The 24,238-nt window shown below is 39.0% G+C and carries 22 protein-coding genes, 1 tRNA gene and 1 other RNA gene; 10 read left to right on the top strand and 14 right to left on the bottom strand.

From position 1 onward, the window contains the following. The first annotated feature begins 153 nt into the window (after window positions 1-153). Complete coding sequence (locus tag PCNPT3_RS11045; RefSeq protein ID WP_015465953.1) at window positions 154-1,059, top strand: helix-turn-helix transcriptional regulator; 906 nt, start codon at window positions 154-156, stop codon at window positions 1,057-1,059. A gap of 298 nt (window positions 1,060-1,357) precedes the next feature. On the opposite strand, the gene PCNPT3_RS11050 is transcribed toward PCNPT3_RS11045, so the two are convergent. The 12 genes from PCNPT3_RS11050 to PCNPT3_RS11100 all read right to left on the bottom strand — a co-directional run bounded on the left by PCNPT3_RS11050 (window position 1,358) and on the right by PCNPT3_RS11100 (window position 14,272). Then, complete coding sequence (locus PCNPT3_RS11050; RefSeq protein WP_015465954.1) at window positions 1,358-2,812, bottom strand: sodium:solute symporter family protein; 1,455 nt, start codon at window positions 2,810-2,812, stop codon at window positions 1,358-1,360. A gap of 11 nt (window positions 2,813-2,823) precedes the next feature. Continuing rightward, a complete protein-coding gene (locus tag PCNPT3_RS11055) occupies window positions 2,824-3,750 on the bottom strand; it encodes a DMT family transporter (protein WP_015465955.1) in 927 nt (308 codons plus the stop codon). Further along, window positions 3,747-3,899, bottom strand: coding sequence for a hypothetical protein (locus tag PCNPT3_RS14295; protein ID WP_198006665.1), 153 nt, complete (start codon window positions 3,897-3,899; stop codon window positions 3,747-3,749). Before PCNPT3_RS14295 ends, PCNPT3_RS11055 begins: the two co-directional genes overlap by 4 nt. A 236-nt stretch (window positions 3,900-4,135) precedes the next feature. Further along, window positions 4,136-5,368, bottom strand: coding sequence for a serine/threonine protein kinase (locus PCNPT3_RS11060; protein ID WP_015465956.1), 1,233 nt, complete (start codon window positions 5,366-5,368; stop codon window positions 4,136-4,138). A 553-nt stretch (window positions 5,369-5,921) separates the two neighbouring features. Beyond that, a complete protein-coding gene (locus PCNPT3_RS11065; protein ID WP_015465957.1) occupies window positions 5,922-6,512 on the bottom strand; it encodes a class I SAM-dependent methyltransferase in 591 nt (196 codons plus the stop codon). Continuing rightward, window positions 6,512-7,525: an HNH endonuclease domain-containing protein gene (locus tag PCNPT3_RS11070; protein ID WP_015465958.1), complete on the bottom strand. Its 1,014-nt coding sequence runs from the start codon at window positions 7,523-7,525 to the stop codon at window positions 6,512-6,514. The genes PCNPT3_RS11065 and PCNPT3_RS11070 overlap by 1 nt, the downstream gene beginning before the upstream one ends. An 838-nt stretch (window positions 7,526-8,363) precedes the next feature. Further along, window positions 8,364-8,440, bottom strand: a tRNA-Pro gene (locus PCNPT3_RS11075). A 127-nt stretch (window positions 8,441-8,567) separates the two neighbouring features. After that, window positions 8,568-9,770 carry an enoyl-ACP reductase FabV gene (gene fabV, locus PCNPT3_RS11080; RefSeq protein ID WP_015465959.1) on the bottom strand — a complete coding sequence of 401 codons (1,203 nt, stop codon included), beginning with the start codon at window positions 9,768-9,770 and terminating at the stop codon, window positions 8,568-8,570. Window positions 9,771-9,959: 189 nt separating this feature from the next. Beyond that, window positions 9,960-11,168: an FAD-dependent monooxygenase gene (locus tag PCNPT3_RS11085; RefSeq protein WP_015465960.1), complete on the bottom strand. Its 1,209-nt coding sequence runs from the start codon at window positions 11,166-11,168 to the stop codon at window positions 9,960-9,962. Further along, on the bottom strand, window positions 11,165-12,385 hold the full coding sequence (gene ubiH / locus PCNPT3_RS11090; RefSeq protein ID WP_015465961.1) for a 2-octaprenyl-6-methoxyphenyl hydroxylase: 1,221 nt from the start codon (window positions 12,383-12,385) through the stop codon (window positions 11,165-11,167). Before ubiH ends, PCNPT3_RS11085 begins: the two co-directional genes overlap by 4 nt. Window positions 12,386-12,389: 4 nt before the next feature. Further along, a complete protein-coding gene (pepP, locus tag PCNPT3_RS11095) occupies window positions 12,390-13,688 on the bottom strand; it encodes a Xaa-Pro aminopeptidase (protein ID WP_015465962.1) in 1,299 nt (432 codons plus the stop codon). 14 nt (window positions 13,689-13,702) lie between these two features. Continuing rightward, the gene (locus tag PCNPT3_RS11100) at window positions 13,703-14,272 is read right to left on the bottom strand and encodes a UPF0149 family protein (RefSeq protein WP_015465963.1); all 570 of its coding nucleotides are present in this window, start codon (window positions 14,270-14,272) and stop codon (window positions 13,703-13,705) included. Between the two features lie 134 nt (window positions 14,273-14,406). On the opposite strand from PCNPT3_RS11100, the gene PCNPT3_RS11105 reads away from it, so the two are divergent. The 9 genes from PCNPT3_RS11105 to serA all read left to right on the top strand — a co-directional run bounded on the left by PCNPT3_RS11105 (window position 14,407) and on the right by serA (window position 22,866). After that, window positions 14,407-14,700, top strand: a complete 294-nt coding sequence (locus tag PCNPT3_RS11105) for a cell division protein ZapA (RefSeq protein WP_015465964.1) — start codon at window positions 14,407-14,409, stop codon at window positions 14,698-14,700. A gap of 119 nt (window positions 14,701-14,819) precedes the next feature. Next, window positions 14,820-15,003: non-coding RNA, 6S RNA (gene ssrS / locus PCNPT3_RS14010), on the top strand. A gap of 232 nt (window positions 15,004-15,235) precedes the next feature. Continuing rightward, entirely contained in the window at window positions 15,236-16,648 is a 1,413-nt protein-coding gene (locus tag PCNPT3_RS11115; RefSeq protein ID WP_015465966.1) for a TolC family protein, read from the top strand. Then, window positions 16,645-17,619: an HlyD family secretion protein gene (locus PCNPT3_RS11120; protein ID WP_015465967.1), complete on the top strand. Its 975-nt coding sequence runs from the start codon at window positions 16,645-16,647 to the stop codon at window positions 17,617-17,619. Before PCNPT3_RS11115 ends, PCNPT3_RS11120 begins: the two co-directional genes overlap by 4 nt. Next, the gene (locus PCNPT3_RS11125) at window positions 17,616-18,743 is read left to right on the top strand and encodes an ABC transporter permease (protein WP_015465968.1); all 1,128 of its coding nucleotides are present in this window, start codon (window positions 17,616-17,618) and stop codon (window positions 18,741-18,743) included. The genes PCNPT3_RS11120 and PCNPT3_RS11125 overlap by 4 nt, the downstream gene beginning before the upstream one ends. Further along, the gene (locus tag PCNPT3_RS11130; protein ID WP_015465969.1) at window positions 18,733-19,923 is read left to right on the top strand and encodes an ABC transporter permease; all 1,191 of its coding nucleotides are present in this window, start codon (window positions 18,733-18,735) and stop codon (window positions 19,921-19,923) included. The genes PCNPT3_RS11125 and PCNPT3_RS11130 overlap by 11 nt, the downstream gene beginning before the upstream one ends. Before the next feature lie 224 nt (window positions 19,924-20,147). Further along, complete coding sequence (locus tag PCNPT3_RS11135; RefSeq protein ID WP_015465970.1) at window positions 20,148-20,741, top strand: 5-formyltetrahydrofolate cyclo-ligase; 594 nt, start codon at window positions 20,148-20,150, stop codon at window positions 20,739-20,741. Window positions 20,742-20,818: 77 nt separating this feature from the next. Beyond that, the gene (gene rpiA / locus PCNPT3_RS11140; protein WP_015465971.1) at window positions 20,819-21,475 is read left to right on the top strand and encodes a ribose-5-phosphate isomerase RpiA; all 657 of its coding nucleotides are present in this window, start codon (window positions 20,819-20,821) and stop codon (window positions 21,473-21,475) included. A gap of 161 nt (window positions 21,476-21,636) precedes the next feature. Beyond that, window positions 21,637-22,866 carry a phosphoglycerate dehydrogenase gene (gene serA, locus PCNPT3_RS11145; protein ID WP_015465972.1) on the top strand — a complete coding sequence of 410 codons (1,230 nt, stop codon included), beginning with the start codon at window positions 21,637-21,639 and terminating at the stop codon, window positions 22,864-22,866. A 59-nt stretch (window positions 22,867-22,925) separates the two neighbouring features. Here serA and rlmF read toward each other — a convergent pair whose 3' ends face one another. Further along, window positions 22,926-23,825: a 23S rRNA (adenine(1618)-N(6))-methyltransferase RlmF gene (gene rlmF / locus PCNPT3_RS11150; RefSeq protein ID WP_015465973.1), complete on the bottom strand. Its 900-nt coding sequence runs from the start codon at window positions 23,823-23,825 to the stop codon at window positions 22,926-22,928. Beyond that, window positions 23,815-24,237, bottom strand: coding sequence for a SufE family protein (locus tag PCNPT3_RS11155; protein WP_015465974.1), 423 nt, complete (start codon window positions 24,235-24,237; stop codon window positions 23,815-23,817). Before PCNPT3_RS11155 ends, rlmF begins: the two co-directional genes overlap by 11 nt. Window position 24,238 lies beyond the last annotated feature (1 nt).

The following is a 24,238-nucleotide window of genomic DNA, read 5'->3' on the forward strand; positions in this document are numbered from 1 at the left end:
TTAAAAATTAATTTTTCATTACGTAAACATTAAAAATGTAAAAAAATAAACCACCGTCTCAATTATGAGATGAATTGATTGTTTTGACTGCATAAGTATTTATATTAAATGCTTGACCATGCGCTTAAATAGCACTTTATGAGTAGGGAAAAAATGTTAAATAAAAGACTGTTAGCAAATAGCTATGATTTTCTAATGTTTGATCTACAACCAATACAAGAAACATCGTGCATGAATTATAATAGTGACTATATTTTAATTTTCCCTAAAAAATCGGGGTGTGTATTGCACTTATCCGATAAGTCGCATGCTTTAGATAAAAATCAATTGATCTTACTTTCTCCTTTTACACCTTTTCAGTTTATTTCTGCCCAAAAAGATCCTATTAATGAGGATCATGGGCATGTGTTGTATTTTAGATTAAAAGCACTGGGACGAACCTTTGTCGATAGCATTCAATTTCAACAAGTAAAAACGATGCTTGAAAAATCACGAGATGCTTCTTTATTCACTGGAGATTCGATTAAAAACATACTCTTTGAGTTAAATAAAATTGATAATTCCTTTGATTTTAAACACGTTATCACCGTATTAAATATATTTGAAAACCTGTCTAAAATATCACCAGAGCGTTATTTATCAAAGGACAAAGCACACATACAAGATACACAAAAAGTCGAAGATCGTATTGAACTTGCGAAAAAATTTATTAATAACAATCTTGCAGACTCCTTATCAGTCAGTAAAGTTGCTAAACAACTTTATATGGCAGACAGTACTTTCTCACGTTTTTTCCACGCTAATGTGGGCATCACTTTTCGCCAATATTTGATCAGTAAACGCGTTAAACAAGCGACTAAGTACCTGATCTCAACAGATTGGTCTATCTCTTATATTGGCGCAGAAGTGGGCTTTTTATCCCTTTCAAATTTTAATGCTAAGTTCAAAAGTTTATTAAATGTTACGCCCCGCGAATATCGCCATACGCATTTAAATATGCGCGTTGGCATAGAATCCCGACAATCTATAAAAGGACAGTTACAAAAACAATTAAACTGACGATACGCTGTTCACACGTTCACATATTATTCAATATTTCGTCAAGGCATGTTGAATATAATAGAGATGCTCTCCCTATCAATCCCTTTGCAGAATTAATATGAACGCAGGCAACTCAGGTAGGCTAATACCTCTTAAAATCCCCCCTCTTAATCTAAAAATCGACAAACCTACCCGCTACTGGGATGCTTTTCATGCGTAATTTTCCAGAATGGGTTGTTCTCCCGCCAATACTCACAACGCAGTTGGGATCATTTCAACACGCAAGGGATCCCTTTTTTAGTTACTTTGCGATTACTTAACGTGGTGAGACTCTTGTTACTGAGCAACAATATGAATATAACGCGCATGCTCCGTACACAATACAGGCAAGGATAGAGGATATAATTGGCGCTATTACCCAACCAAAATCAAAATATAAAAAGAAAAGACAAGCAGAGCCTACGCCAACCAAAATAGAGCAAAGCGCAGCATAAATATTCGCGGGTATAAAATGCGCCAATAACGTCGGAGCGACTAAGGCTGCCATCAAGGTGCCAGAGCCTAATATGGCTAACATTGAAAGCATAAACGGAGGAGCAAGCAACATTAAAACAAAACCGACCATACCCAGCACACAGACAGAGCTCTGATTTAAAATAAGTAATGCACGCTGTGATAACTTACATTTTGGCCAAATCGCTTGACGTAAATCATGAGATACTGACCCCGCGATAGCATGTAACACAGAATTTGCGGTTGATTGCATGGCAAAAATGATAAATAACGTCACAATGGCAGAAACACCCGGCGAGAGAAAATTCATCAGAAAAGTGGGCATTGCGGTATCGGGATCGGTCAGTCCCGGTATTTTAAGACGCGTATATAACCCCGCTAAGGGCACTAAACTCAATAAGCAAGCGATGGGCGCCATATACATGGCAACATGGTGCACTTTGGTTGTATTGGCAAGCGCCATCAACCTGACTGACATGTAAGGTAGCGTAGTCGCATAAATAAAAGCATAAGGTAGCACCATAAAAACATGCCATGGCGTTGAACCGTACGGCCCCGAATCATCGGGTGACAATAAATTAACATCGATAGCATTTAAACCGTCCATTAATTCACTCGGTGAAACATCACTAAAAATAGTAAAGATAATGATCACGGCAGAAATACACATACCAACCACCATCACTGCATCTGTTAATGCAACGGCTGCCAGACCGCCAATTGAAGTGTAAATAATAATAATGCCTATCATCAGTAATGAGGCACTATTATTATCAATATTTAACCACTGCCCAGTCAATAACCCAAGGGCTTTGATTTGCCCCACTAAAAAAATAAGTAATAATACAATGCTTATGATAGCGATAAGGCCTTGCGTTATTCTTTTTGCAAGCGCACTTCCTTGATGACTTTGCGCAATATATTCAGCAATAGTGCAACTGCCCATTTGTTGCGATTTTCGATGTAAAAATCGCGCGCAAAAAAGCACCGCGAGTATCATTGCCGGTGCAAAAAAGAAGTTCCCAAGAAGCTCAATGGCGCCATATTTATAGGCAACTCCCGGAGAGCCCATAAATCCCCAGCCAGAAAATCCCGTAGCGACAATGGTAGCAGCACCGACAAAAGGACCTAACGCACTCCCTCCTAATAAAAACCCCCCTTCGCCCGTACTTTTTTTCATGATTTTATTACTGTATAACGCTATCCCTACCATTAAAATGACAGTTAAAATAAGTAACATCCAGTTAAATAAAATCATGCGTTCACCCCTTAAATTGCTTGTCTTTTAGCTCTTTGTTTTTTAGTTATGGTGATCACAATCTCGCCCATTCCTCCCGCGATAACTAACACTCCACCAATACTTTGTAATGTAGTGAGCGTTTCAGCAAACATTAATATCCCAATACCTGCGCCCACAACCGTCTCTAAATAAGAGATACATGCAAGCTCGGCCGCCTTTAAATGTTTTGCTGCTATGGTTAATAACGTTAAAGCACAAAACCCAATGAAAAACCCCATTGAAAGCAACCATACCCAAGAGCTTGTATCCATATCCGCAAGTGATGGCGGGTTAACAATAAAGCACAATGCTATCGCAATCGCGCCGAATAAAAAGTTGAAAAATGAACGCGAATCAGAGCGCACATCGGTGCGGTAACGACTAAAGAAAAGATATAAGCCATAGCCAATACCTGAGAGTAAGCCCAGCATATCGCCTTTAAATGTTTCTTTAGAAAACGTTAATGATGCACTTAGCCCATTGATAGCATCATATTTTATGATACCGATGATAAACAGACAGCCAATAAAAACAGCCGTTAACAACGCTGCGGTTAAAGGTGATATTTTTTCTTTAAGAAATATAGTGGCTAAAATAGTAGAAAAAACGGGCCCGGTATAAATAAGAAATACCGCATTCGCAAGTGATGTATATTGTGTTGCTGAGACATAAGCTGCCAAACAAAGCCCCAAACAAATACCACTAGCAAGCATAGATGCGCTTACTTTCGTGGTTCTAATCAAGTGCATTTTACCTTGATAAAATAACATGCCGACGACACATATCGCCCCCACCAGCATGCGCGTAAAAGCAATAACATCACCACTGGTATTTATATTTCTCGAAAAAAGTCCAACACACCCCATTAAAATGGCAGAGGCAATCATCGTGACATAACCTAATGTTTTCGTATTCATGATCCTTTCCTTTTTTTGTCATTGTTAGCTTGTTCGCTCATTTCCCCACCACCTACGATTTGATAATACAAATACACCACAAAAACAAACGTGCACAATAATAAATTAGCGATAATAAAAACATCTATTGTCCAGTATCTCGTGAGCATTTTTATCTCCTTTAGTGGCGATATAAATTGGGTTGAATATATTCTGTTTTAATTAGAAATAGATACTAGTAAAAAACTGCCAGTAACTAACGATTCCTTGCTCGTCATGAAACAATGAGGACCAAAACAATAAAAAAAGAAAAAACAATTCCTATCTTACTGAAAAATATAACATATATTAATAAAAAACAAAAAAAGGCTTCCGAAGAAGCCTTTAAGGTATTGTAATAAAAGGATTAATAATCCCAATGATCTACATTATGTGAACCTTTAAACTGATTAGGGAAATAATCTTCACAAGTACCTTCACGCCAAACATCGGCCGTCGCACAATGTAATCCACCACCAAAGGCATAAGCATCACGCATTGCAACAGGCAGTACTTCAAAGCCTAATTTATCAAATTGCTCCATTTGTGCTGTTTCTGTTGCTTCCACACAAACCGTTTTATGATCGATAATTAAGGTGTTCATCGATAACCATGTACTTGAGTAACAAAGTGCCGGTGGTGTATCCCAAGATGGTTTAACCGCTTCCACAATTTCCCAATCATTTTTCTCAAAGATTTCACGTTGACCTTTAAATAATGGGCGATTAGGGTTGAGTAACATAAGCCCTGGACGAAGTGGGCAGAATGTAGCATCAATATGAATGGGATGATTATCTTCAAAGCTTAAGGTATGAATACGGTAACCTTGAGGCTCATATTTACGTTTTAGCCAACGAATACCCGCTAAGTTAGTGGTTAGACCGTGCTGGATGAAAATATCTTTACCTAAGCGCATAACATCAGCAGCATCAAATAAAATATCCGTTTCTTTGGTGCTATATTCTTTACGTAATGAGCGCTCCATTGTTTCTTTATCAGATAAAAACTCGTACGCAGCCACATAATCCATACGGAAACTTTCATCGGCTAGGCGTGGTCGTGGTGCTTGCTCTATTAAGCAATTTGGATCAGATTCAAAATATTCACGAAGAAGATCAACATACGCCAAATATTCAAAATAACGACTACGGAAACTCATTGGTGCCATTAACATTGATTTACCCATAGTTAATAGGCAATCACGTGGAGGCATAACACCAAAACCTGAGCTGATCGTAAAATCTGGCGTAGTAATACGCTCATGCCAGTCAACGGCGCTGGGACGATCTACAATAATATTGCGATCTTCTAATAATTTAGAAAAATCATTTAAACATTCATTGGCAATATCAATCGATTCTTGTGTTCTACGTCCGGCTTTACCGCCACGCATTGGAGAATCGGCTGGAATTTTTTCATTACTTGCGGGGCAAGCTTCTGGAATATGTTGGTTATCTGCGATACCCACGATAACGTGGCGTAAAGGATCAAAATCATTATAAGATTCGACATGTAAACCTTCACGTACAATAGGCACACCGGAATCTTTTCTTTGTAACGCAGGCATTGCATTTGGATATAAATCACTGGAAATACTCATTCTAAATCTCCTATATTGTAATATATAAAATGTTTTTATTTTTTTGTATTTAGACTAAAAAATATGACATCTTTCCTTTTCAACACAGCCAGTATCGAGGATTTAGAAAAAGATAATAGTCTTTTAATGACAACAATTAACTGTTTTCTGCTGAGCATATAAAAAATGTTAGGCGAGACAAGTTACACATGAATATTGCGTATTTACCATGATATTAAAGGGGAAATTAATAAAGTTTTATAGATAAGAAGCAATCTCTCTTTATTTTTAGAGATCACATTGTGTTATTTTGAGTAAATATATAAAGAGTAGAGATAGGAATAATAAAAACAGCAGAGAAAATAATGGTCGGTATGATAGGATTTGAACAAGAACAAGATACCATTTAAAATCAACAGGGTACCAAAAAAAAGGCAAATCATTACAGTCTATCTAGTGATGTACCTTTTTAGAGAGTCATGATACTGTTCGATCCTACTTAAAGTTTGTTGTAAACTTATTTTCACTCTGACATTCAACAGTAAAATAGCTCATCACCATCCCAGATAGCATCTTATAAATGTTTAACACTCTTAATTAATAATGCATTAAGCCAAACTTCATTTCTAGTAGGCCTTTTATCTTCTGTTAAGTTGATATTAATAACAGATAGGTCTAAAAAATTTGATAATAGCTTTTTAAGCCGTTCTTCTGTCATATCAGTAAATATTCGCCCATCTTTTTCACGTTGATTTTCACCTAGTTTGAATGACACATAAAAAATACCCTTCGATTTTAATGCATTCGATAACACCTCAAAAGTAGTGGCTAATTCTTTCTCTGGTACATGTAGAAGTGAAGCACAAGCCCATATAGCATCATAATGAGCCACATCATCTACTTCTTCAAATCGTTTAAACTGTACATCTAACCCTGTTAGATCTTTAGCTCGTTTAACCATTTCACTTGATGCATCAAATGCATCGACGCGAAATCCTTTGCTTATAAATGCCTTACTATCTCGACCAGAACCACACCCAGCATCCAGAATTAATGCGTTCTTAGGTAGACGGCTAATAAAAGGTTGATACAGTTCTTCCATATCTACACCAACTGTATTTTCAAAGAATATATCTGCGTTATTTTGGTAGTATTGAATACTCATTAGAAAGTTATAATTCCTTTAATTTCAGGGTACCATTCATGAATGGCCATTTTTCTGGCTAACCTATATTGGTTTTGTAAAAAGCTTTTTCGCTGTTGTTCATTTTTACCAGTTTGTTGGATAAGTGTTTCTCTGAGCGGTAGATGGCTATTAATAAAGTATTCATTACGTTTGTGTAGCTGTTTAACTAGTTCAATATTTGGCACTTTAGCGAATTTCCCATCTTGGCCACGATTACAGTCACTACAAGCTAATACCAAGTTCCATATCCCATTTACATTATTGATTGTGTCCTTCAGCATCCAAGGGAAAAAGTGGTCTACATCTGCTAGTTTTTCAGATTTTTTTTCAACACTTATATGGTCATGGCAATAGAAACAATGGCCTTTTTGGTATCCATTCAAGCTATCACGACAACTAGTTATGTCTACTCTTCGCTCTTTATCTACTGTAAACAGCGTCTTAAGTTCTCTATCGTATTCAACCGAAATTAAGCTACGTGACACCCCCATCTTCCAGCCCTGCTCCACCAGCCTCCAGCGAGCCTCCGTTTCGTTTTCAAAGCTCTCAAACTGTTCACTTTCAGCTAATGTGAAAAAGTTATCCGTTAATCGAATTCCCTTTTGGGTTTTACGCTCATCTAAAAAAAATCGTTTTCCTATCTCTTCATTATTTACATTATGAAAAGCATCAATCACATTATTGAATCCTAGTTTCATTGTGGAAGTGACTAAAAGATCTTTACTCAATGTTCCTTCATTGAAAGCACTACAGACATCAAGAAACTTGCTTGATTTTGAAGTAATTTGCTTAGGGGTATGTTTTAAATGTTCACATAAATGACGACTGAATGGTTCAGCTAAGGCTTCGAGAGTGATCAGGTCATTTTCAGACTTATTCATTTCATATAAAGACTTAGCTAGTGCAAACTTATAAGAAGCAACATTACGCCCAAATAATATAATTGATCGCCAATAGTTCTCTAAAGAAGGATCTACTTGATAAAATTCCATACTATGGCCTCGGTCATAACCTAATACCAAAGGAACTAAAAAGGTTACCCGTCTTGCTTGTTGAAATTATCCCTACCTGCGTTGTGAGTTTTGAAGTGAGAACAACTATCTCCTACAACTCACGCCTGCTAGTGTTAATTTTTCCTACGCAATACATGAAAACTTAATTAATTCCTTTGGTATAAATATAATTATATTTTTTATTAATACTTAAGTTTCACATTATAACCTATTCAAAATTTTGATCGTCATTAACGTAGTTTAATTGCGCGCCTAAACACATTGAGCCTTCTCTGCTAATAGTCAGACATTATGGGGAGCAGTACCGTCATTTTAGATAAGAAAACAGATTAAAAATGGTAAAATTACACGCTAAATATCGCTCTAATTAATAATAGAACATTTTTCAAAAAAATACTGAATACCCGTTCAGCACGAGTCTACGCCCCTGCGTTAGCTAATATCACAAGGAAATACCTTTGCTAGGGTAGGCATTCTTTAATGGTGATTAACAAGACTAAACCTTTTTTATTAGTACTAGCCTTTACTATGATAGTTGTCTCATCGCTCCTATAAAACACATATTCCATAGCCAGCATGAGTCCTTAATACCCGAGCAGCCCTATTTATGCATACGAAGACGTAACCAGATAATTTAACTATCTAAAACATCATTACTGGAACGCTGAGTTCTAAAGTGATTCTCAATGTTCCACTAGAGACTGGATAATACGAAACGACAAAAAAACTTAAAAACGCTTACAGGAAAGAAAACACAGGTAGTTAGGAGGGTGTTAGACAAAGTTTGGGTGTAAAAAAACCACTTAAAAGTGGTTAATGGTCGGTATGATAGGATTTGAACCTACGACCCCTGCTCCCCCAGAGCAGTGCGCTACCAAGCTGCGCTACATACCGAATAAGTGAGCTATTTTAATAAGTTACATTCAGGATGCAACTTTTTTGTTTTTATTGTATATGTTTCATAGGCTTGATCACAAAAACACCCACACAAGGTGGGTGTTTTTTATCTAGCCTAAAAAGACTAAATGCTTAAACAATCAAAATCAACTAATGTGTCGGTATCAAGACTGTAATCAATACCTTCAATCGCAAAACCGAAAAGACGTAAAAACTCTTCTTTATATTCTTTGTAATCTGTTAACTCGAATAAGTTTTCAGTGCAAATTGATGGCCATAGTTTTGTACACTGAGCCTGTACATCTTCACGCAGTTCCCAATCATCAAGACGTAAACGGCGCGCAGAGTCAGTTGTCACTGGCGCATTATCTTCACGGTAAAGTTGAGTGGTAAATAAACGATGAATTTGCTCCATACACCCTTCATGTAAGCCTTTTTCTTTCATGATTTTAAAGACCATTGAAATATATAAAGGCATCACAGGGATCGCTGAACTTGCTTGTGTTACAACACTTTTTTGCACAGAAACATAAGCCTCACCTTGTAGTGGAGCAAGTTGCGCTTGGATAGCTGTTGAGGCGCGATCTAAATCGATTTTAGCTTTGCCTAATGCGCCATCCCAATAAATTGGCCAAGTTAACTCAGTACCAATATATGAGTAAGCAACCGTTTTAACGCCAGCAGCTAAAACGCCAGCATCGCCTAATGCGCTAAGCCAAAGTTCCCAATCTTCGCCACCCATAACGGTCACTGTATTGGCAATCTCTTCTTCTGAAGCAGGCTCTACTTGCGCTTCAATAATAATGTCTTTGTTAGTATCAATGGCAGTTGATACATAGACTTCACCAATTGGTTTTAGGCTAGAGCGAATAACTTCACCCGTATCAGGCATTTTACGTACAGGGGCTGCCACTGAGTAGATAATCGCATCAATTTGACCTAGATCTTCTTTGATAAGCGCAATTACTTTGTCTTTCATTGCATGCGAAAACGCATCGCCATTGATGCTTTTTGCATATAAACCATCTTGGTGTGCTTGTTTTTCAAAAGCAGCACTATTATACCAACCTGCAGAGCCTGTTTTACGCTCTGTTGCCGGCTTTTCAAAAAACACACCGATAGTAGAGGCGTCAGAACCGTAGGCAGCAGCAATACGAGTTGACATGCCGTAACCTGCAGATGAACCAATGATCAATACACGTTTAGGCCCATTTTTGATTTTGCCTTGTTGCTTAGTGTATTCAATCTGTGCTTGTACGTTTTTAGCACAGCCTAGTGGATGTGTTGTGGTACAAATAAAGCCACGAATTTTTGGTTTTATGATCATAGTTAAATCTCTTCTTTAATATAAAAAGGTCGCTTAATGCAACCTTTCAGGAGTTCTGTATATACCCATGTTGTTTACGCGCATCATCAATATAAAAAGAATGCGTAGTCCAACAAAAGCGCTAAATGTATCTATAAAAAAGCACCCTTTCAATACTTCACGGAATAAGGTGCATAATATACACGTTTTTTATGATGGCTTCAAAATAGCAGGCAATTCGCCACTACAACCCATCGCTTGACGTATAAATTGTTTTTTCAAGGGGTTTACTTTATCGGCAAACAATAAGGCGATATTACGCAATATTTTTTTACCCGGATCATCGCCTTGAAAAAGACGCTTAAGAAGTTCCATCGCAGCGATCATTTGCACCGCTTCGGTTTTTCTCCAACGTTCAAAGTAACGTAAATTGTCATATAAACCGATATCTTTACCCGCACTTTGATTCAAAAGAATACATTCAGATAAACTCAATGCATCTAACAATCCTAGATTTACACCTTGCCCTGCTAGAGGGTGGATGGTGTGCGCGGCGTCTCCAATTAAAGCAATACGATGTTTCGCAAAGTCGCGAGCATAACGCATGCGTAAAGGAAAATGTAAACGCGCCCCCTGTAACGAGCAGGCCCCTAATCGATTATCAAATTTACGACTTAATTGCTTATTAAATTCATCTTCGCTTAATGCTTTTAACTGCTCAATTTCATCGCTTGGTGCTGACCATACAATGGAGCATAAGTTTTCTTCAAATAAAGGTAAAAAAGCCAATGGCCCTGATGGCGTAAATATTTGACGCGCACAATGCTCATGAGAAAATTGCGTTTTAATCGTTGCTACTAAAGCATCTTGTTCATAATCCCAATAAGTCAAAGGGATATTCGCTTGCTCGCGTAACCACGAGTTAGCCCCGTCGGCTCCCACAAGCAGTTTACTGGTTAACTGCTGATCACTTTCAAGGCTCAGCCACGCTTCACCATCACCCATGCTTATTTTACAAATTTTATCGGGCGCATAAAACGTCACGTTTTTTTGCTGTTTAAGGCGCGCCATAAGCGCGTTTTGTATCTGCTCATTTTCAATGATATAACCTAACTGCTGAGCATTTACATCACGCGCTGAAAACTCAATTTTAGCAGCGGTATCTTTTTCCCAAACGGACATATTGGCATACGCAGTAATGCGATCCGCATTAATATGATCCCAAACGCCTAATTTTTCAAAAATAGTGCGACTAGCTACATTGATCGCGCTAACGCGAGATACGCTCAACGGATCTACTTTTTTATTTTCTTTATTTTCAATAATAGCAATGCGCAAATCGCTTTTGGCCAGTGACACAGCGAGCGTAAGCCCCACCATTCCACCGCCAACTATGGTTAAATCATAAGATAACATCATGATATATTTTCTTTTACAAAGGGGTTAAATTGGCCTTTTGCTTGACGAATGATAGGCCCCGCAAGTAGCGGTAAACAAGACATCGCTTGCAAGGCTATATTACGACCTAACACTAAAGGCCAAGCTTCACTGCTAAATAAAGTGACTAATGAGTGCGTCATTAATAGGGTGCGATTTTGATCGTTTTTTCGTGCAGACCAATATTGATTTAACATTTTAAACGAGCCCACTGAGTCATTTTTAGAGGCGATCTTAATTTGTTGTGCCAATTCGTATACATCGCGCAAACCCAAATTAAAGCCTTGGCCCATGACAGGGTGCAAACTCTGCGCAGCATTACCAATGCAAACAACGCGATGTGCGTAAGCGGGTGTACTATGTATTAATTTCAGTGCATAGCTATGGCGCGTCCCTGTTTGCACAAAGCGCCCCGCGCGGTAGCCAAATGCCTTTTGCAACGCGTTTAAAAATGCCTCGTCATCTAAATTTAAAAGCGCCTCTAACTCACTTGTTTTAAGCGACCAAACGAGCGAATAACATTCATCACTAAGTGGTAACAAGGCAATGGGACCCGAAGGGGTAAAACGTTCAAAGGCCCTATTTTTATGATCTTCAGAGCATCGCACATTGGCAATGATAGCTGAGCAGGCATAATCAACACATTGGGAGCCTACCCCTGCAAGTTTCCCGGTGAGACTGTGACTTCCATCGGCGCCAATGCATAATTTTGCGCGGATTTTTCGCCCATCTTGCAAGCCACAAATAACATGCTCTCGATGTTGATCAAGAGCCGCTAAATTAACATTATAGAGTCGCGTCAATTGCGAATGTTCTTTTAATTTAAGCGTTAGAAGTTGCCCCATTGTAGACAATGGCGCAACCACGCCAAAAGCATCCTGCTTGCGCATTAAATCCAACATTCCCCAGCCAGCACGTTCAAAAATATGAATGTCATCAATATTTGTCACCTTATTCTTTAAGGGTGACCACAAGTCTAAAGCCTCTAAAATATCGCAGCTTCCCGCACTTAGCGCAATAGAGCGCGCATCAAATCCGGGATGATTTGCGGCGTTTTCTAAGGGTGAATTATTATCAACTAATAAAACATTGAGTGCAGGACTCTGCTTTAAAATAGCATGGGCAAGTATACAACCCGAGATCCCAGCACCTATGATGACAATATCCACATCAAAATCAGGAGAATGTTTTTTTTGCATTGTATTAATTCGCCATAATCGCTTCGATATCCTCGATGCTTTTCGGAACGCCCGCCGTTAACACTTGCGCGCCAGTTTCAGTCACCACGATATCATCTTCAATACGGATACCAATGCCCTGCCAATATTTATCAACATCAGCGTCCATACTCACATATATACCCGGCTCAATGGTTATCACCATGCCAGCTTCTAATACACGAGGATTTTCAAGACTGCCATAATCACCCACATCATGCACATCTAAACCGATATAATGGCCAATACCATGCATGTAAAAATCTTTGATCGCATCATTTTTAATTAAAGTTTGTACGTCACCGCGCATTAATCCCAAAGCAACAAGTCCTTCAACCATTTGCTGTATCACTTGCTTATTAATATCTAACAATGCAATGCCGGGTTTAATTAAGCTAATTGCATTCGTTTGTACATCCAGCACCAATTGGTATAATTTCGCTTGTGCAGGGCTAAATACGCCATTAACAGGGAAAGTACGGGTAATATCGCCAGCATAGCCTTGATACTCAGCACCCGCGTCAATTAACACCAGATCACCATCTTTAAGTTGTTGATTATTTTCAGAGTAATGTAAACAACAGGCATTATTACCACCAGCAACAATACTGTTATAAGCGATTTCACGAGTACCTTGGCGCGCAAACTCACATTTTATCTCAGCCTCTAACTGATATTCCCACATGCCCACTTTACACACTTTCATCGCATGTACATGTCCGGCCGCTGAGATGTCACCCGCTTCAGCGAGTAAAGATAACTCATGCTCAGACTTTAAAAGACGCATCTCATGAATGATCGTTAAATTATCAAAAAACTGCGTCGGTGCTACTTTGCCTTTGCGCGAGCCCGCTCGTAATTGATTGATAACGCCAGCCAAACATTTTTCTAATTTTGGCGCTTGAAAAATAGGGTAATAAATTGCTTTTACACCATTCATCATACTCGTAAGCTGCGTTTCAAAATCATCAACAATATACGCATCATCAAAATGAAAATCACTTAAGGCAGCTTTTTGTCCAACACGATAACCATGCCAAATCTCTGCACTTTTGTCTTTTTTTCTATTAAATAGAATGGATTTATTACCTTGCTCTGATTTGAGCAATACAATATAAGCATCTGGCTCATTAAAGCCACTCAGATATAAAAAGCTACTTTCTTGACGAAAGGGATATTCACAATCATTATTACGTGTTTTTTCTGTCGCACTGGCAAAAATAGCCATACTATTCATTAACATTTTGTCAAAAAACTGTTCACGGCGTTTATTAAACTGTTGCATATTGAGAGACCCCTTTAATGTAGCGTTTTGGATAATGGAATATGAGGGGCACGTGAAAATGTATTAAAACAAAGCATGGCCCCCATACGTAAATATTCAACTATTTCTGCAAAAGCAATTTCAGATGCTTCATCTTCTTTTTCAAAATCTAAAGACAGTTGTGATATATCACGAATATCACGAATAATATCTTGGATCTCTTCGGATGCTAAGTTTAACCCTTGTTGCACCAAACCAAATCCTAACAAAAAACCTTGCGCCCATTTTGCCATGGACTCACAGCGCTCATCTAAGGGCACTTTTTCTTCAGGTAATAAAAGAGAAAAACCTAAACCATCGTCTCTAAACTGGGCAATAACTTGAGCATAAAGACTGCCTATCATTTTTTTCACGGGTAGATCTAACCCCATACCTTCATTTACCACGTCATTAAACAAAGTTTGCCAACTTTGATCTTCCAGAGAAACCCCGCCAGCAATAAGCCCAGATAAAATTCCATGTGCTTCTGAAGGTGTAGTATAAAGCTCTGTGGCACTCAATATTTTCGTGATATCATCAAAACTTAATTTAGATTTTTTACACATTGCTCATTCTCTTCTAAATTGAAAAATTTTAATACTAACACTGCGCCTAACATGTCGCTACTAAGCACTTGAAAGTTAGCTCGGAGATAGTTAATATTACATTTATTTATTAAATTTTATTAGATAGGTTAATTATGGCAAATATTGAAATTTCTATCCTAGGACAACAATATAAAATAGCCTGCCCAGAAGGTGAAGAAAAAGCATTACAAAAAACCGTTGAGCAATTTAACCTAAAACTTAACAAGATGAAAAGTAATACACGAACTTTACGTAATGAACAACTGATTGTGATGGTTGCACTTAACTTATGCCATGAATTAAATGCTGAAAAAGAAAAAAACCAACAACAAACGCAACAATTAAACCAGCGAATTCAAGCTTTGCACCAATCTATAGAGGAAGCGTTACTGCCTCCTGAAAAATAATTAACACTTTGATGCCGATAATATCATTAATTTGCGAAAAAAATAACTTTCTCACATAAAATTAACATGTTTACGACCTAAAATACTATGCAAACCTTCTAATGTAGCGTAAAGTTTATTTAACCCTCGGGTATTCGCTGATCTTGACAAAGTCTCTGAGCCGATAAGTAATACCCTGGTAACTTGGATTGGATGCTCTTGTGCATGCTCGGCTAGTATCGAGAAGCCTGCGGCAAACACTGGGATACCACACTTGACCTTCGGGTTCAAGGTCCACGTCAATAACGATGCCCTTGGGTTACTTTTTAACTTACACCTAATTAATACCTCCCTGTGCGACACTTCTGTAATAATCTATTGATGTAATTCACTTTTGTTTACATTTTAATCTACTGCTGTAGACTAGCTTTCTAACACTTTAACCGACCTTTCTTAGTAATATGTGCTTATATGGCACTTTATTTTATATATTCAAAATCTAATGCTTAAAAAATAAAGCACTAAACATGCACTAATGAAAAATAAGAATATTGGGATGCAAAAAATGCTGAAAAAACATCAACAACAGCCCCATGTAAGCGTACGTAAACTATATCTCTTACTTCCTTTTTTTATTTTATTATTACCCTCTTTTAGCCAAGCGCAAAGCATGGATCTTAACCAAGCTTGGTCACAACTCTTAAAAGTCAGTGATACCTTACAAGCAGAGCAACAATCGGTAAAACGCGCCCAAGCTAAAAATGATGCAACTCAAGACTTAGGTTTACCTAGCCTGAGCTTAAATGCCAATTATACGCATTTATCTGATCCACTCGAATTTGAGGCTTCAAGCCTAAGCAGTGAAGGTTCTCCTGCACTTGTTGCTGGAATATTGCAACAAATCCCCAACCTAGCACTGTCCGAACAAGATATATTCCATGCCAGTTTACAGGCTATGTGGCCTATTTATACCGGCGGAAAAATAACAGCAGCCCAGGCTATCAGTGATGCAATAGTGCAAGAAAAAGAACAACAATTACAACTTGCTAAACATAAGTTGTTTTTACAACTGGTGGATCGTTACTATGCACTTGCGGTCAGTGAAGCATTAGAAAGTACCCAGAAAAAATTATTATCCTCCTTACAAAAGCACGCGCATCACGCACAAAAACTCGAAGAGCATGGGCAAATAGCCAAAGTAGAGCGACTCAATGCAGATATGGCACTCGCCAATGCGAAACTACAATATAATAATTCAGTGCGCCAGGTTGAAATGGCAAATATTGCATTAACTCGGTTGCTACATATTACCAAGATTAATGCCGTCTCCGATTTTGTTGTCTCCTTTGATCCTCTTTCTTTACCGAACCTTCTGAGTATCACCTTAAGTGAACACCCCGCATTAAAATTATTAAAGGCCAAAGAAGCACAAGCAAAAAGTTTAATTGCCGTTGAAAACAGCAGTTATCGCCCTAGTGTGTTTTTATATGCAAATTATACGCTTTATGATGATGACTCGATAATCTCAGAGATGGCGCCTGAATGGCTAGTCGGTGTTGGCTTGAAAGTACCTCTGTTTAGTCGTGATGGGCGCAGTGGTAAAGTGCAAGCTGCTAAAAGCGCGCAATTACAAGCACGTTATACCTTAGCGCAAACCAAACAAGATTTGAGCCTGCTTGTTGAACATACCTACCGACAACTGTTACAAGCACAAGAAGAGATGCAATCATTACAAGCCTCGATGAGCCTGGCTCAAGAAAATAAAAGATTACGTGATATTGCCTTTCGCCAAGGCTTGTCTACCTCACTTGAAAAAGTGGATGCAGAGCTGAAACTAAGCGCAGTGATAACGCAACAGTTGCTTGCTAAATACCGCTATATTCAAGCCTATGCCCGCTTAATGTCCACCAGCGGACAAATTAACCTATTTATTGCAAACTCGCTTTTAACCGAGGAAAAACCTTCATGAGTAACCGACTATTAAGCGCTATCGCGACCATCTTTATCGTTCTTTTTTTAAGTTACGGTGCCTACCTCGCTTATTCCCCTAAAACTGAAGTTTTACAAGGGCAAATAGAAGCGCGCGAATATAATATCTCGTCAAAAGTGCCTGGGCGTATTGAGCAAGTGATGGTGAAACGAGGCGATCACGTGCAAGCGGGTGATATTCTTTATGCTATCAATAGCCCAGAATTAAGCGCGAAACTCATGCAGGCAGAAGGCGGAAGAGATGCAGCTAACGCCATGCTATTACAAGCCGATAATGGCGCACGTAAACAACAAATACAAGCGTCTAAAGAGCAATGGAAAAAAGCAAGCGTTGCTGAAAAACTAGCAAAAACAACATACAACCGCGTTCAATCCCTGTTTGATGAGGGTGTTATCGCCAGACAAAAACGCGATGAGGCGTTTACGCAGTGGCAAGCGAGTAAATATACGAAACAAGCCGCTTTTGTTATGTATCAAATGAGCCGTGAAGGCGCCCGCGCTGAAACGAAAGCTGCGGCGGCAGGTCAAGTGCGCGTTGCAGAGGGCATGGTTAACGAAGTCAATGCCGTATTAAAAGACAGTCAAATGCGCGCGCCGATAAGCGCCGAAGTTAGTGAGGTTTTATTACAAAAAGGAGAATTGGCACCCAGTGGATTCCCTGTCGTGAGCTTAATTGACATGCAGGACGCTTGGGCTGTTTTTCAAATTCGTGAAGATCAACTTAAAAAATTCCAACAAGGCAATAAAGTCATGTTGTCCATACCCGCTTTAGAAAAAGAAGCAGAGTTTGTGGTCACCTATATCGCTGTAATGGCTAATTTTGCGACATGGCGCGCCACTGAAAATGGTCATGATTTCGATATGCGCACCTTTCAAGTTGAGCTTAAACCGAGTCAGCGCATTGAAAACTTACGTGTAGGCATGTCAGTTTTACTCCAAAGCGCGCAATGAACTTATTTATTCGTGAAATTAAAGCGATGCTTGCATCGCCTTGGCAATTAGCATTAGTCACCTATCTCCCTTTGATCGGGGGGCTTTTGTTATGGGGTATATTTAGCAGCGCCGTACCGCGTTCATTGCCCGTTGCCATTATTGATATGGATAATAGTAGTCTCAGCCGTTTACTCATTCGTGACCTACAAGCAAACCCCACTATTGCGCCAATAATTTACCAGCAATTGCCAAAAGCTAAACTTGCCATGCAAGAAGGTAAGGTTTTTGCTTTAGTTGTTTTACCATACCAACTAAGAAAAAATTTATTAAGCGCGCGCCAACCCAGTATTGAAATACGTTATAACAGCCAATTTTTACTGGTCGGAAAATTGCTTTCAAGTGAATTACAAATCAGCTTAGGAAGTGGATTAAGCTCTCTTGCGAGCCTAAAACAACTTGCACAAGGGGTGCCCAAAGGGCGCGTTGGCATCAATTTAAGCCCCATTAGCTTACAAAAAACAGCGCTGTTTAATCAAAATAGTAATTATGTGGCCTTTTTAGTACCGGCGCTTATCATTGCGCTATTGCAAATCATTGGCATGTTAGTGTTTTTAAACAGTTTAACGCAGGAGAGCGAAAACCGCTCAGCAAAGAGTGCTGAGAGCTTAGGGATATGGAAAGTACTTGCTTGTAAATTCAGTCTATACAGCATCATTATATTAATACACGCGATGTTTGCTTTTACCTTCTTTTATCTTTATTTAGCCCTCCCCATCCATGGATCTTTATGGATGTTAGGCGTCGCCTTTTGGATCATGCTTATTGCTGATTTTTTAATTGTGTTACTGATCTATTCCATTTTTCTCGACAGTACCCGTGTTGTCAGTATTTGTACGGCACTTTTTGCGCCGGCTATGACGTTTATGGGGGTAACATTCCCCACGCATAACATGCCCGTACTCGCGCAATACTGGCGTCAATTGATCCCGTCAACGCAATATATAGAAACGCATATCAGCATTATCAGTCATGGCTTATCTCAAGGTGAGTTTATTTTCAAACTCAGTCATAACTGGGGATTCGCGATGCTTATCATTCCCATTATTTATTTTGTCAATAAAGGAAAAAATCATGACCTTTAGGCAACTTTTACGCTTAGAGTTTGGCGCAATTTTTAGTGATAAATCTATCATTATGACTATTTTTGCAGGCGTTGTTTTCTATTCTTTTTTATACCCGTTACCTTATCTTGAGCAAGTGGCAAACAAACAAGATATTGTCGTTGTTGATCATGATAACTCGTCTTTAAGTCGCTTAATTATCCGCCATAGCGACGCGTCACCCGGTGTGCATATCGTCGCCAAAGTAGACTCTATTAAAGAGGCAAAAAAGTGGATAAATAATAAAAAGGCGTATGGATTATTGGTGATACCACGCGACTTTAGACGTGACCTTCTGCTGGGGAAAGGCGCAACATTAAGCTACGCAGGAGATGCGAGCTATTTCTTGGTTTATTCTGCCATCGCCAAAAGTTTAACGCAGGTCGGTATGGATACGGGTAAAAAACTACAGCACCTTTCCCTGCTTGCCAAGGGCGGAAATAATAAAGTAGCAAGTAAAACGCTCAATAGTATTACCTTAAATAGCTTACCTGCATTTAATCACAGCTTAGGTTATCCCTCATACCTGATGCCTGGTTTGTTTTTACTCATTTTACATCAAACGCTACTCATCGCACTTTCGATCCTCGGTGCGGGGCAATGGAATACAAATACTTACTGGAAAACAATAAGCCCATTAACATTAATTATGGTGCGTTGTTGCGCTTTCTCTTTGATTTACAGCGCACTTGGCATTTATTATATTGGCTACTGTTATTACATGAACAACGTCAATTTATTAGCCAGTTTCCCCCAAGTTGTCTTGCTCATGCTACCTTTTTTACTCGCAACTATTATGCTAGGTATTGTTTTAAGTACCTTTTTTGAACGTCGCGATCGCCCTACGCAAGTATTTCTACTGGTATCGATGCCCATCATATTCCTCAGTGGGTTTGTGTGGCCTTTGATCCTTATCCCCGCACCTTTAGTTTATATATCACAAATAATACCAGCGATCCCAGCAATTAAATCGATGCTTATGCTAAATCAAATGGGCGCGCCATGGAGCAGTATTATGCCTCTTTGGTTACAGTTATGGGGGCTTACTTTTGTGTTTTTTGGCCTCTCTTTATACTTTATTCGTCGCCGTCAAAAAACAATACCAATGCAATTAAAAAAGCTTGCATGCGTCGTCAAAAAAAATACCAATGGAATTAATTAAACGTTCATGTATTACGCCGGATAAATGAACACTAGCAAGGCGTGAGTTGCAGGAGAGGGTTGTTCTCACGTCAAAACTAACAATGCAGGGTGGGATAATTTCCACAAGCAAGACGGATCTCTTTTTTAGTTCCTTTGCTATATACCTGAATAATGCACTTTTACTTTTAGGCTTATTTCTTTTACCATAGCGCCACCTATTCATTGCCTAGCTGAGCTTGTTAAATGATATCTGCAACCACGATCCGCTTGGATATGCGTCGAGCTCGTAATGCATTAAGCCCATTTCAACAACAAAACAATGCAGCACAACTATTGAATAGATTACAAAAAAATCCGCGCATCCTACGCGCCAAAAAAATAGCGCTGAGTTTAACGCACGATGCTGAAATTGATACGCTACCTTTTATTCACTGGTGCTGGGAAAACGGCAAAAAAGTGTACCTTCCCGTCATCCACCCGTTTAGCCCTAAGCATCTGCTTTTTTTAGAATATCAAAGACATACACCACTGCAATTAAATCGCTACAGGATTGCGGAGCCACAGTTAAATGTATTAACGATCTGCCCTTTTTCACAATTAGATATTGTTTTCACCCCTTTAGTTGCCTTTGATAAGCAAGGTCGACGCCTCGGTATGGGGGGAGGCTTTTATGATCGCATGCTTTCGCCTTGGTTAAAAAATAAAACAGGGCCCTATCCCATTGGACTCGCGCATGACTGTCAACGCATCGACACTCTGCCTACAAATCCTTGGGATGTACCACAGGCTGAAATATTTACGCCATCAGCACATTATCAGTTCAACAATGTTAGCTAATTATTTTTTTGGGGAGAATAGTTGTAGTCTCCCTTTTGCAATAAACATTACACATTAAACATTAAAAGGAATATCACATGACCCAAGATGAAATGAAAAAAGCAGCCGCCTACGCAGCCCTTGAATATGTAGAATCTGGCAGTATTATCGGTGTGGGTACAGGCTCTACCGTCAATCATTTTATTGATGCGCTAAAAACCATCAAAGGAAGCATAAAAGGGGCTGTCTCGAGCTCTGAAGAGTCAACTAAAAGACTACGTGCTTACGGCATCGAAGTTTTTGATCTTAATGAAGTGACTGAGCTGAGTGTTTATGTGGATGGCGCAGATGAAATTAACCCTTATAACGCGATGATCAAAGGCGGAGGAGCTGCTTTAACACGCGAAAAGATTGTCGCAGCGGTTGCTAAAAAGTTTATTTGTATTGTCGATAACACTAAAAACGTCGATGTTTTAGGTGGATTCCCGCTACCTGTTGAAGTTATCCCAATGGCGCGCAGTTATGTTGCAAGAGAGCTGGTTAAACTGGGTGGTACGCCTATCTATCGTCAAGGCGTGATAACAGATAATGGCAATATTATTTTAGATGTACATGCCATGAAAATTTCAGAGCCACTAAAAACAGAAACGGCTATTAATGCATTAGCGGGCGTTGTCACCAATGGCTTATTTGCAAACAGAGGCGCTGATGTTGTACTTGTCGGCACACCTGAAGGCGTTAAAACCTTAAAATAATCGCGAAATTCGCGCCAATATCAATTAAAAGATGTGAACTGCCACGCAAATGTTCACATCTCTTCATTTTTTTGCTATTTTTAAATAAAAGAACAATTAAAACAAATCATTACCTAAAGCACATTTAACATTACAGCTCCACTTAGGCGCAAGGAAATAAAATGAATAAGCTTTCTCTCAATAAAGATAAAATTAAAATTCTCCTTTTAGAAGGTCTCCATCAAAGCTCCCTAGATACTTTCATGCATGCCGGTTACAACAATATAGAAAGCATTAGTACCTCCTTGAGTGAAGATGAATTAATTGAAAAAATTCAGAATGTGCATTTTATAGGTATCCGCTCTCGCACCCAGCTCAATGATAAAGTGCTTAACGCAGCCAATAAATTGGTCGCGATTGGCTGTTTTTGTATTGGCACGAATCAAGTCGATTTAGACAGTGCGCAGCAAAAAGGCATTGCGGTGTTTAATGCACCCTTCTCTAACACGCGCAGTGTTGCAGAATTGGTATTAGGTCAAGCCCTTCTCTTATTACGTGGCGTACCAGAGCGTAGCGCTAAAGCGCATCGCGGGCAGTGGGATAAATCAGCAACAGGATCGTATGAAGCGCGCGGTAAAAACTTAGGTATTATTGGTTATGGTCATATCGGCACTCAATTTGGTATTTTAGCGGAAGGCCTGGGTTTCCGTGTTTCTTTTTATGATGTTGAAAATAAACTCAGTTTAGGTAACGCGGTACAAGTTGCAAGCCTTGAAGAATTGCTCAAAACATCGGATGTAATAAGTTTACATGTACCCGAGCTTGCTTCAACTAAAAACATGATCGCCGCTAAAGAGTTTGCACTCATGAAAGATGGCGCTATTTTTATGAATGCAGCCAGAGGCACAGTGGTTGATATCGAGGCGCTTTGTGACGCTTTAAAAACCAAAAAAATATCAGGGGCAGCCATCGATGTTTTCCCGACAGAGCCTAAATCAAAAGAGGAAGAGTTTATCTCTCCACTGCGCGGCTTCGACAATGTGATTTTAACGCCACATGTCGGTGGTAGCACCCAGGAAGCACAAGAGAATATTGGTTATGAAGTGGCAGGAAAGTTAGTTAAATACTCTGATAATGGCTCTACGTTATCGTCTAAAAACTTCCCGGAAGTGTCTCTTCCTGAGCATAAGAACGCCTGTCGACTATTGCATATTCACCATAATCAACCGGGAATACTGACTAAAATCAACTTGGCATTTGCACAAAGCAATATCAATATTGCAGCTCAATACTTACAAACAAATGCAAATATTGGCTATGTCGTTATTGATATTAACAGTGATGATTCTCAATTGGCTCTCTCTAAATTAAAAGAGATAGAAGGTACTATTCGCGCCCGTTTACTTAAATAATTTAATTGCCCCAGTCATCTGGGGCAATTTTTAACTATTTAAAGTAGATTTTTACAATACTAAACAAATGACCAAGCAATAAAACGGCTTATCTTTTGTCCCTGCTGCATCTTGATAACTTGCACTTTAGGAACATTTAACTGTTTTAATAGTTTTTTTAATGGCGCAATATTTTCAGATTTAGACACTAAACTGGTAAACCACAATACTTGCTGTGCATATTGCACGCTCTCAGTTACCATCTGCTTTAAAAAAGCGATCTCTCCCCCAGCGCAACACAACTCTGTTTCTTGGCCTGCAAAATTCAATTTAACGGGCACGTTTGTTTTGCCTTTATTTAAATTATTCACTTTACGCGTACTGCCCGCTAATGCTTTCTCCATAGATGCATGGAAAGGCGGATTACACATACTTAATGTAAATTTATCTTGAGGTTGAATAATGCCATTAAAAATAGATTTAGGTTGTTTTTGTAAGCGCGTTTTTATTTTTTTATTTAAGACTTTATTCGACTTGATCAGTAAATTTGCTATTTTGATAGCTAACGTATCAATATCAACACCCACAAAAGACCAATTATAAATTTGGCTTCCTAGTAGCGGATAAATACAATTTGCACCACAACCTATATCGAGTACTTTTACCTGCGCGCTATGCACATTAAGCGTCGTTGAACTGCTTAAAAGATCGGCAAGATAATGAATATAATCCGCGCGCCCAGGAATAGGTGGGCATAAATAACCTTTAGGTATTTGCCAAAAATCAATATGATAAAAAAACTTTAATAAGGCCTGATTAAGGGTCAATATAGCATCAGGATTGCTAAAATCTATCGTCACAATACCGTGTTCATTACAGATAACAAACTCTGACAACGCAGGCAGACAGGCACATAACGCATCAAAATCATAACGCCCATGATGTAAACTGCGCGGGTGTAACAAGGGTTTATTGGTCATTTTCATCCAAGCCTAATTGTGTAATACGTTTAACGATAGCAAATAACCCATTGGTACGTGATGGGCTTAAATGATTGAGTAAACCAAGTCGCTCAAAAATAGCGTTTATTTCTATGTGCTCAATTTCCGTTGCGCTTTTATGCTGATAAACAATCAATAATATCATCATCAAGCCTTTTACGATGCGCGTCTCACTGTGCATCGTCAAGTGGTAATGGTTATGCTCTAACTCTACTTTTAACCACGCAGGGCTCGCGCACCCCAGTACTTCATTTTTAGCGTTTTTATCACTTTCAGCCATTTCAGGCAGTTGTTTGCCTAATTGAATGAGCACTCGATATTGCGCGTCCCAGCTTTTATTTTGTGCAAACTTGCCTTCAAGTTGCGCCACATTGATTAATGCTTCTTGCACA

Origin of the sequence: Psychromonas sp. CNPT3, assembly GCF_000153405.2 — a bacterium.
Taxonomy (GTDB): Bacteria; Pseudomonadota; Gammaproteobacteria; order Enterobacterales; family Psychromonadaceae; genus Psychromonas.

Excerpts from the sequence above, each read along its gene's own strand:
- pepP (WP_015465962.1), bottom strand. The coding sequence starts at position 13,688 with ATGCAACAGTTTAATAAACGCCGTGAACAGTTTTTTGACAAAATGTTA.
- PCNPT3_RS11085 (WP_015465960.1), bottom strand. The coding sequence starts at position 11,168 with ATGATGTTATCTTATGATTTAACCATAGTTGGCGGTGGAATGGTGGGG.
- rlmF (WP_015465973.1), bottom strand. The coding sequence starts at position 23,825 with ATGACCAATAAACCCTTGTTACACCCGCGCAGTTTACATCATGGGCGT.
- fabV (WP_015465959.1), bottom strand. The coding sequence starts at position 9,770 with ATGATCATAAAACCAAAAATTCGTGGCTTTATTTGTACCACAACACAT.
- PCNPT3_RS11135 (WP_015465970.1), top strand. The coding sequence starts at position 20,148 with ATGATATCTGCAACCACGATCCGCTTGGATATGCGTCGAGCTCGTAAT.
- PCNPT3_RS11115 (WP_015465966.1), top strand. The coding sequence starts at position 15,236 with ATGCAAAAAATGCTGAAAAAACATCAACAACAGCCCCATGTAAGCGTA.
- rpiA (WP_015465971.1), top strand. The coding sequence starts at position 20,819 with ATGACCCAAGATGAAATGAAAAAAGCAGCCGCCTACGCAGCCCTTGAA.
- PCNPT3_RS11070 (WP_015465958.1), bottom strand. The coding sequence starts at position 7,525 with ATGGAATTTTATCAAGTAGATCCTTCTTTAGAGAACTATTGGCGATCA.
- PCNPT3_RS11055 (WP_015465955.1), bottom strand. The coding sequence starts at position 3,750 with ATGAATACGAAAACATTAGGTTATGTCACGATGATTGCCTCTGCCATT.
- PCNPT3_RS11065 (WP_015465957.1), bottom strand. The coding sequence starts at position 6,512 with ATGAGTATTCAATACTACCAAAATAACGCAGATATATTCTTTGAAAAT.
- PCNPT3_RS11045 (WP_015465953.1), top strand. The coding sequence starts at position 154 with ATGTTAAATAAAAGACTGTTAGCAAATAGCTATGATTTTCTAATGTTT.
- PCNPT3_RS11100 (WP_015465963.1), bottom strand. The coding sequence starts at position 14,272 with ATGTGTAAAAAATCTAAATTAAGTTTTGATGATATCACGAAAATATTG.
- PCNPT3_RS11125 (WP_015465968.1), top strand. The coding sequence starts at position 17,616 with ATGAACTTATTTATTCGTGAAATTAAAGCGATGCTTGCATCGCCTTGG.
- PCNPT3_RS11130 (WP_015465969.1), top strand. The coding sequence starts at position 18,733 with ATGACCTTTAGGCAACTTTTACGCTTAGAGTTTGGCGCAATTTTTAGT.
- ubiH (WP_015465961.1), bottom strand. The coding sequence starts at position 12,385 with ATGCAAAAAAAACATTCTCCTGATTTTGATGTGGATATTGTCATCATA.
- PCNPT3_RS11050 (WP_015465954.1), bottom strand. The coding sequence starts at position 2,812 with ATGATTTTATTTAACTGGATGTTACTTATTTTAACTGTCATTTTAATG.
- serA (WP_015465972.1), top strand. The coding sequence starts at position 21,637 with ATGAATAAGCTTTCTCTCAATAAAGATAAAATTAAAATTCTCCTTTTA.
- PCNPT3_RS14295 (WP_198006665.1), bottom strand. The coding sequence starts at position 3,899 with ATGCTCACGAGATACTGGACAATAGATGTTTTTATTATCGCTAATTTA.
- PCNPT3_RS11105 (WP_015465964.1), top strand. The coding sequence starts at position 14,407 with ATGGCAAATATTGAAATTTCTATCCTAGGACAACAATATAAAATAGCC.
- PCNPT3_RS11060 (WP_015465956.1), bottom strand. The coding sequence starts at position 5,368 with ATGAGTATTTCCAGTGATTTATATCCAAATGCAATGCCTGCGTTACAA.
- PCNPT3_RS11120 (WP_015465967.1), top strand. The coding sequence starts at position 16,645 with ATGAGTAACCGACTATTAAGCGCTATCGCGACCATCTTTATCGTTCTT.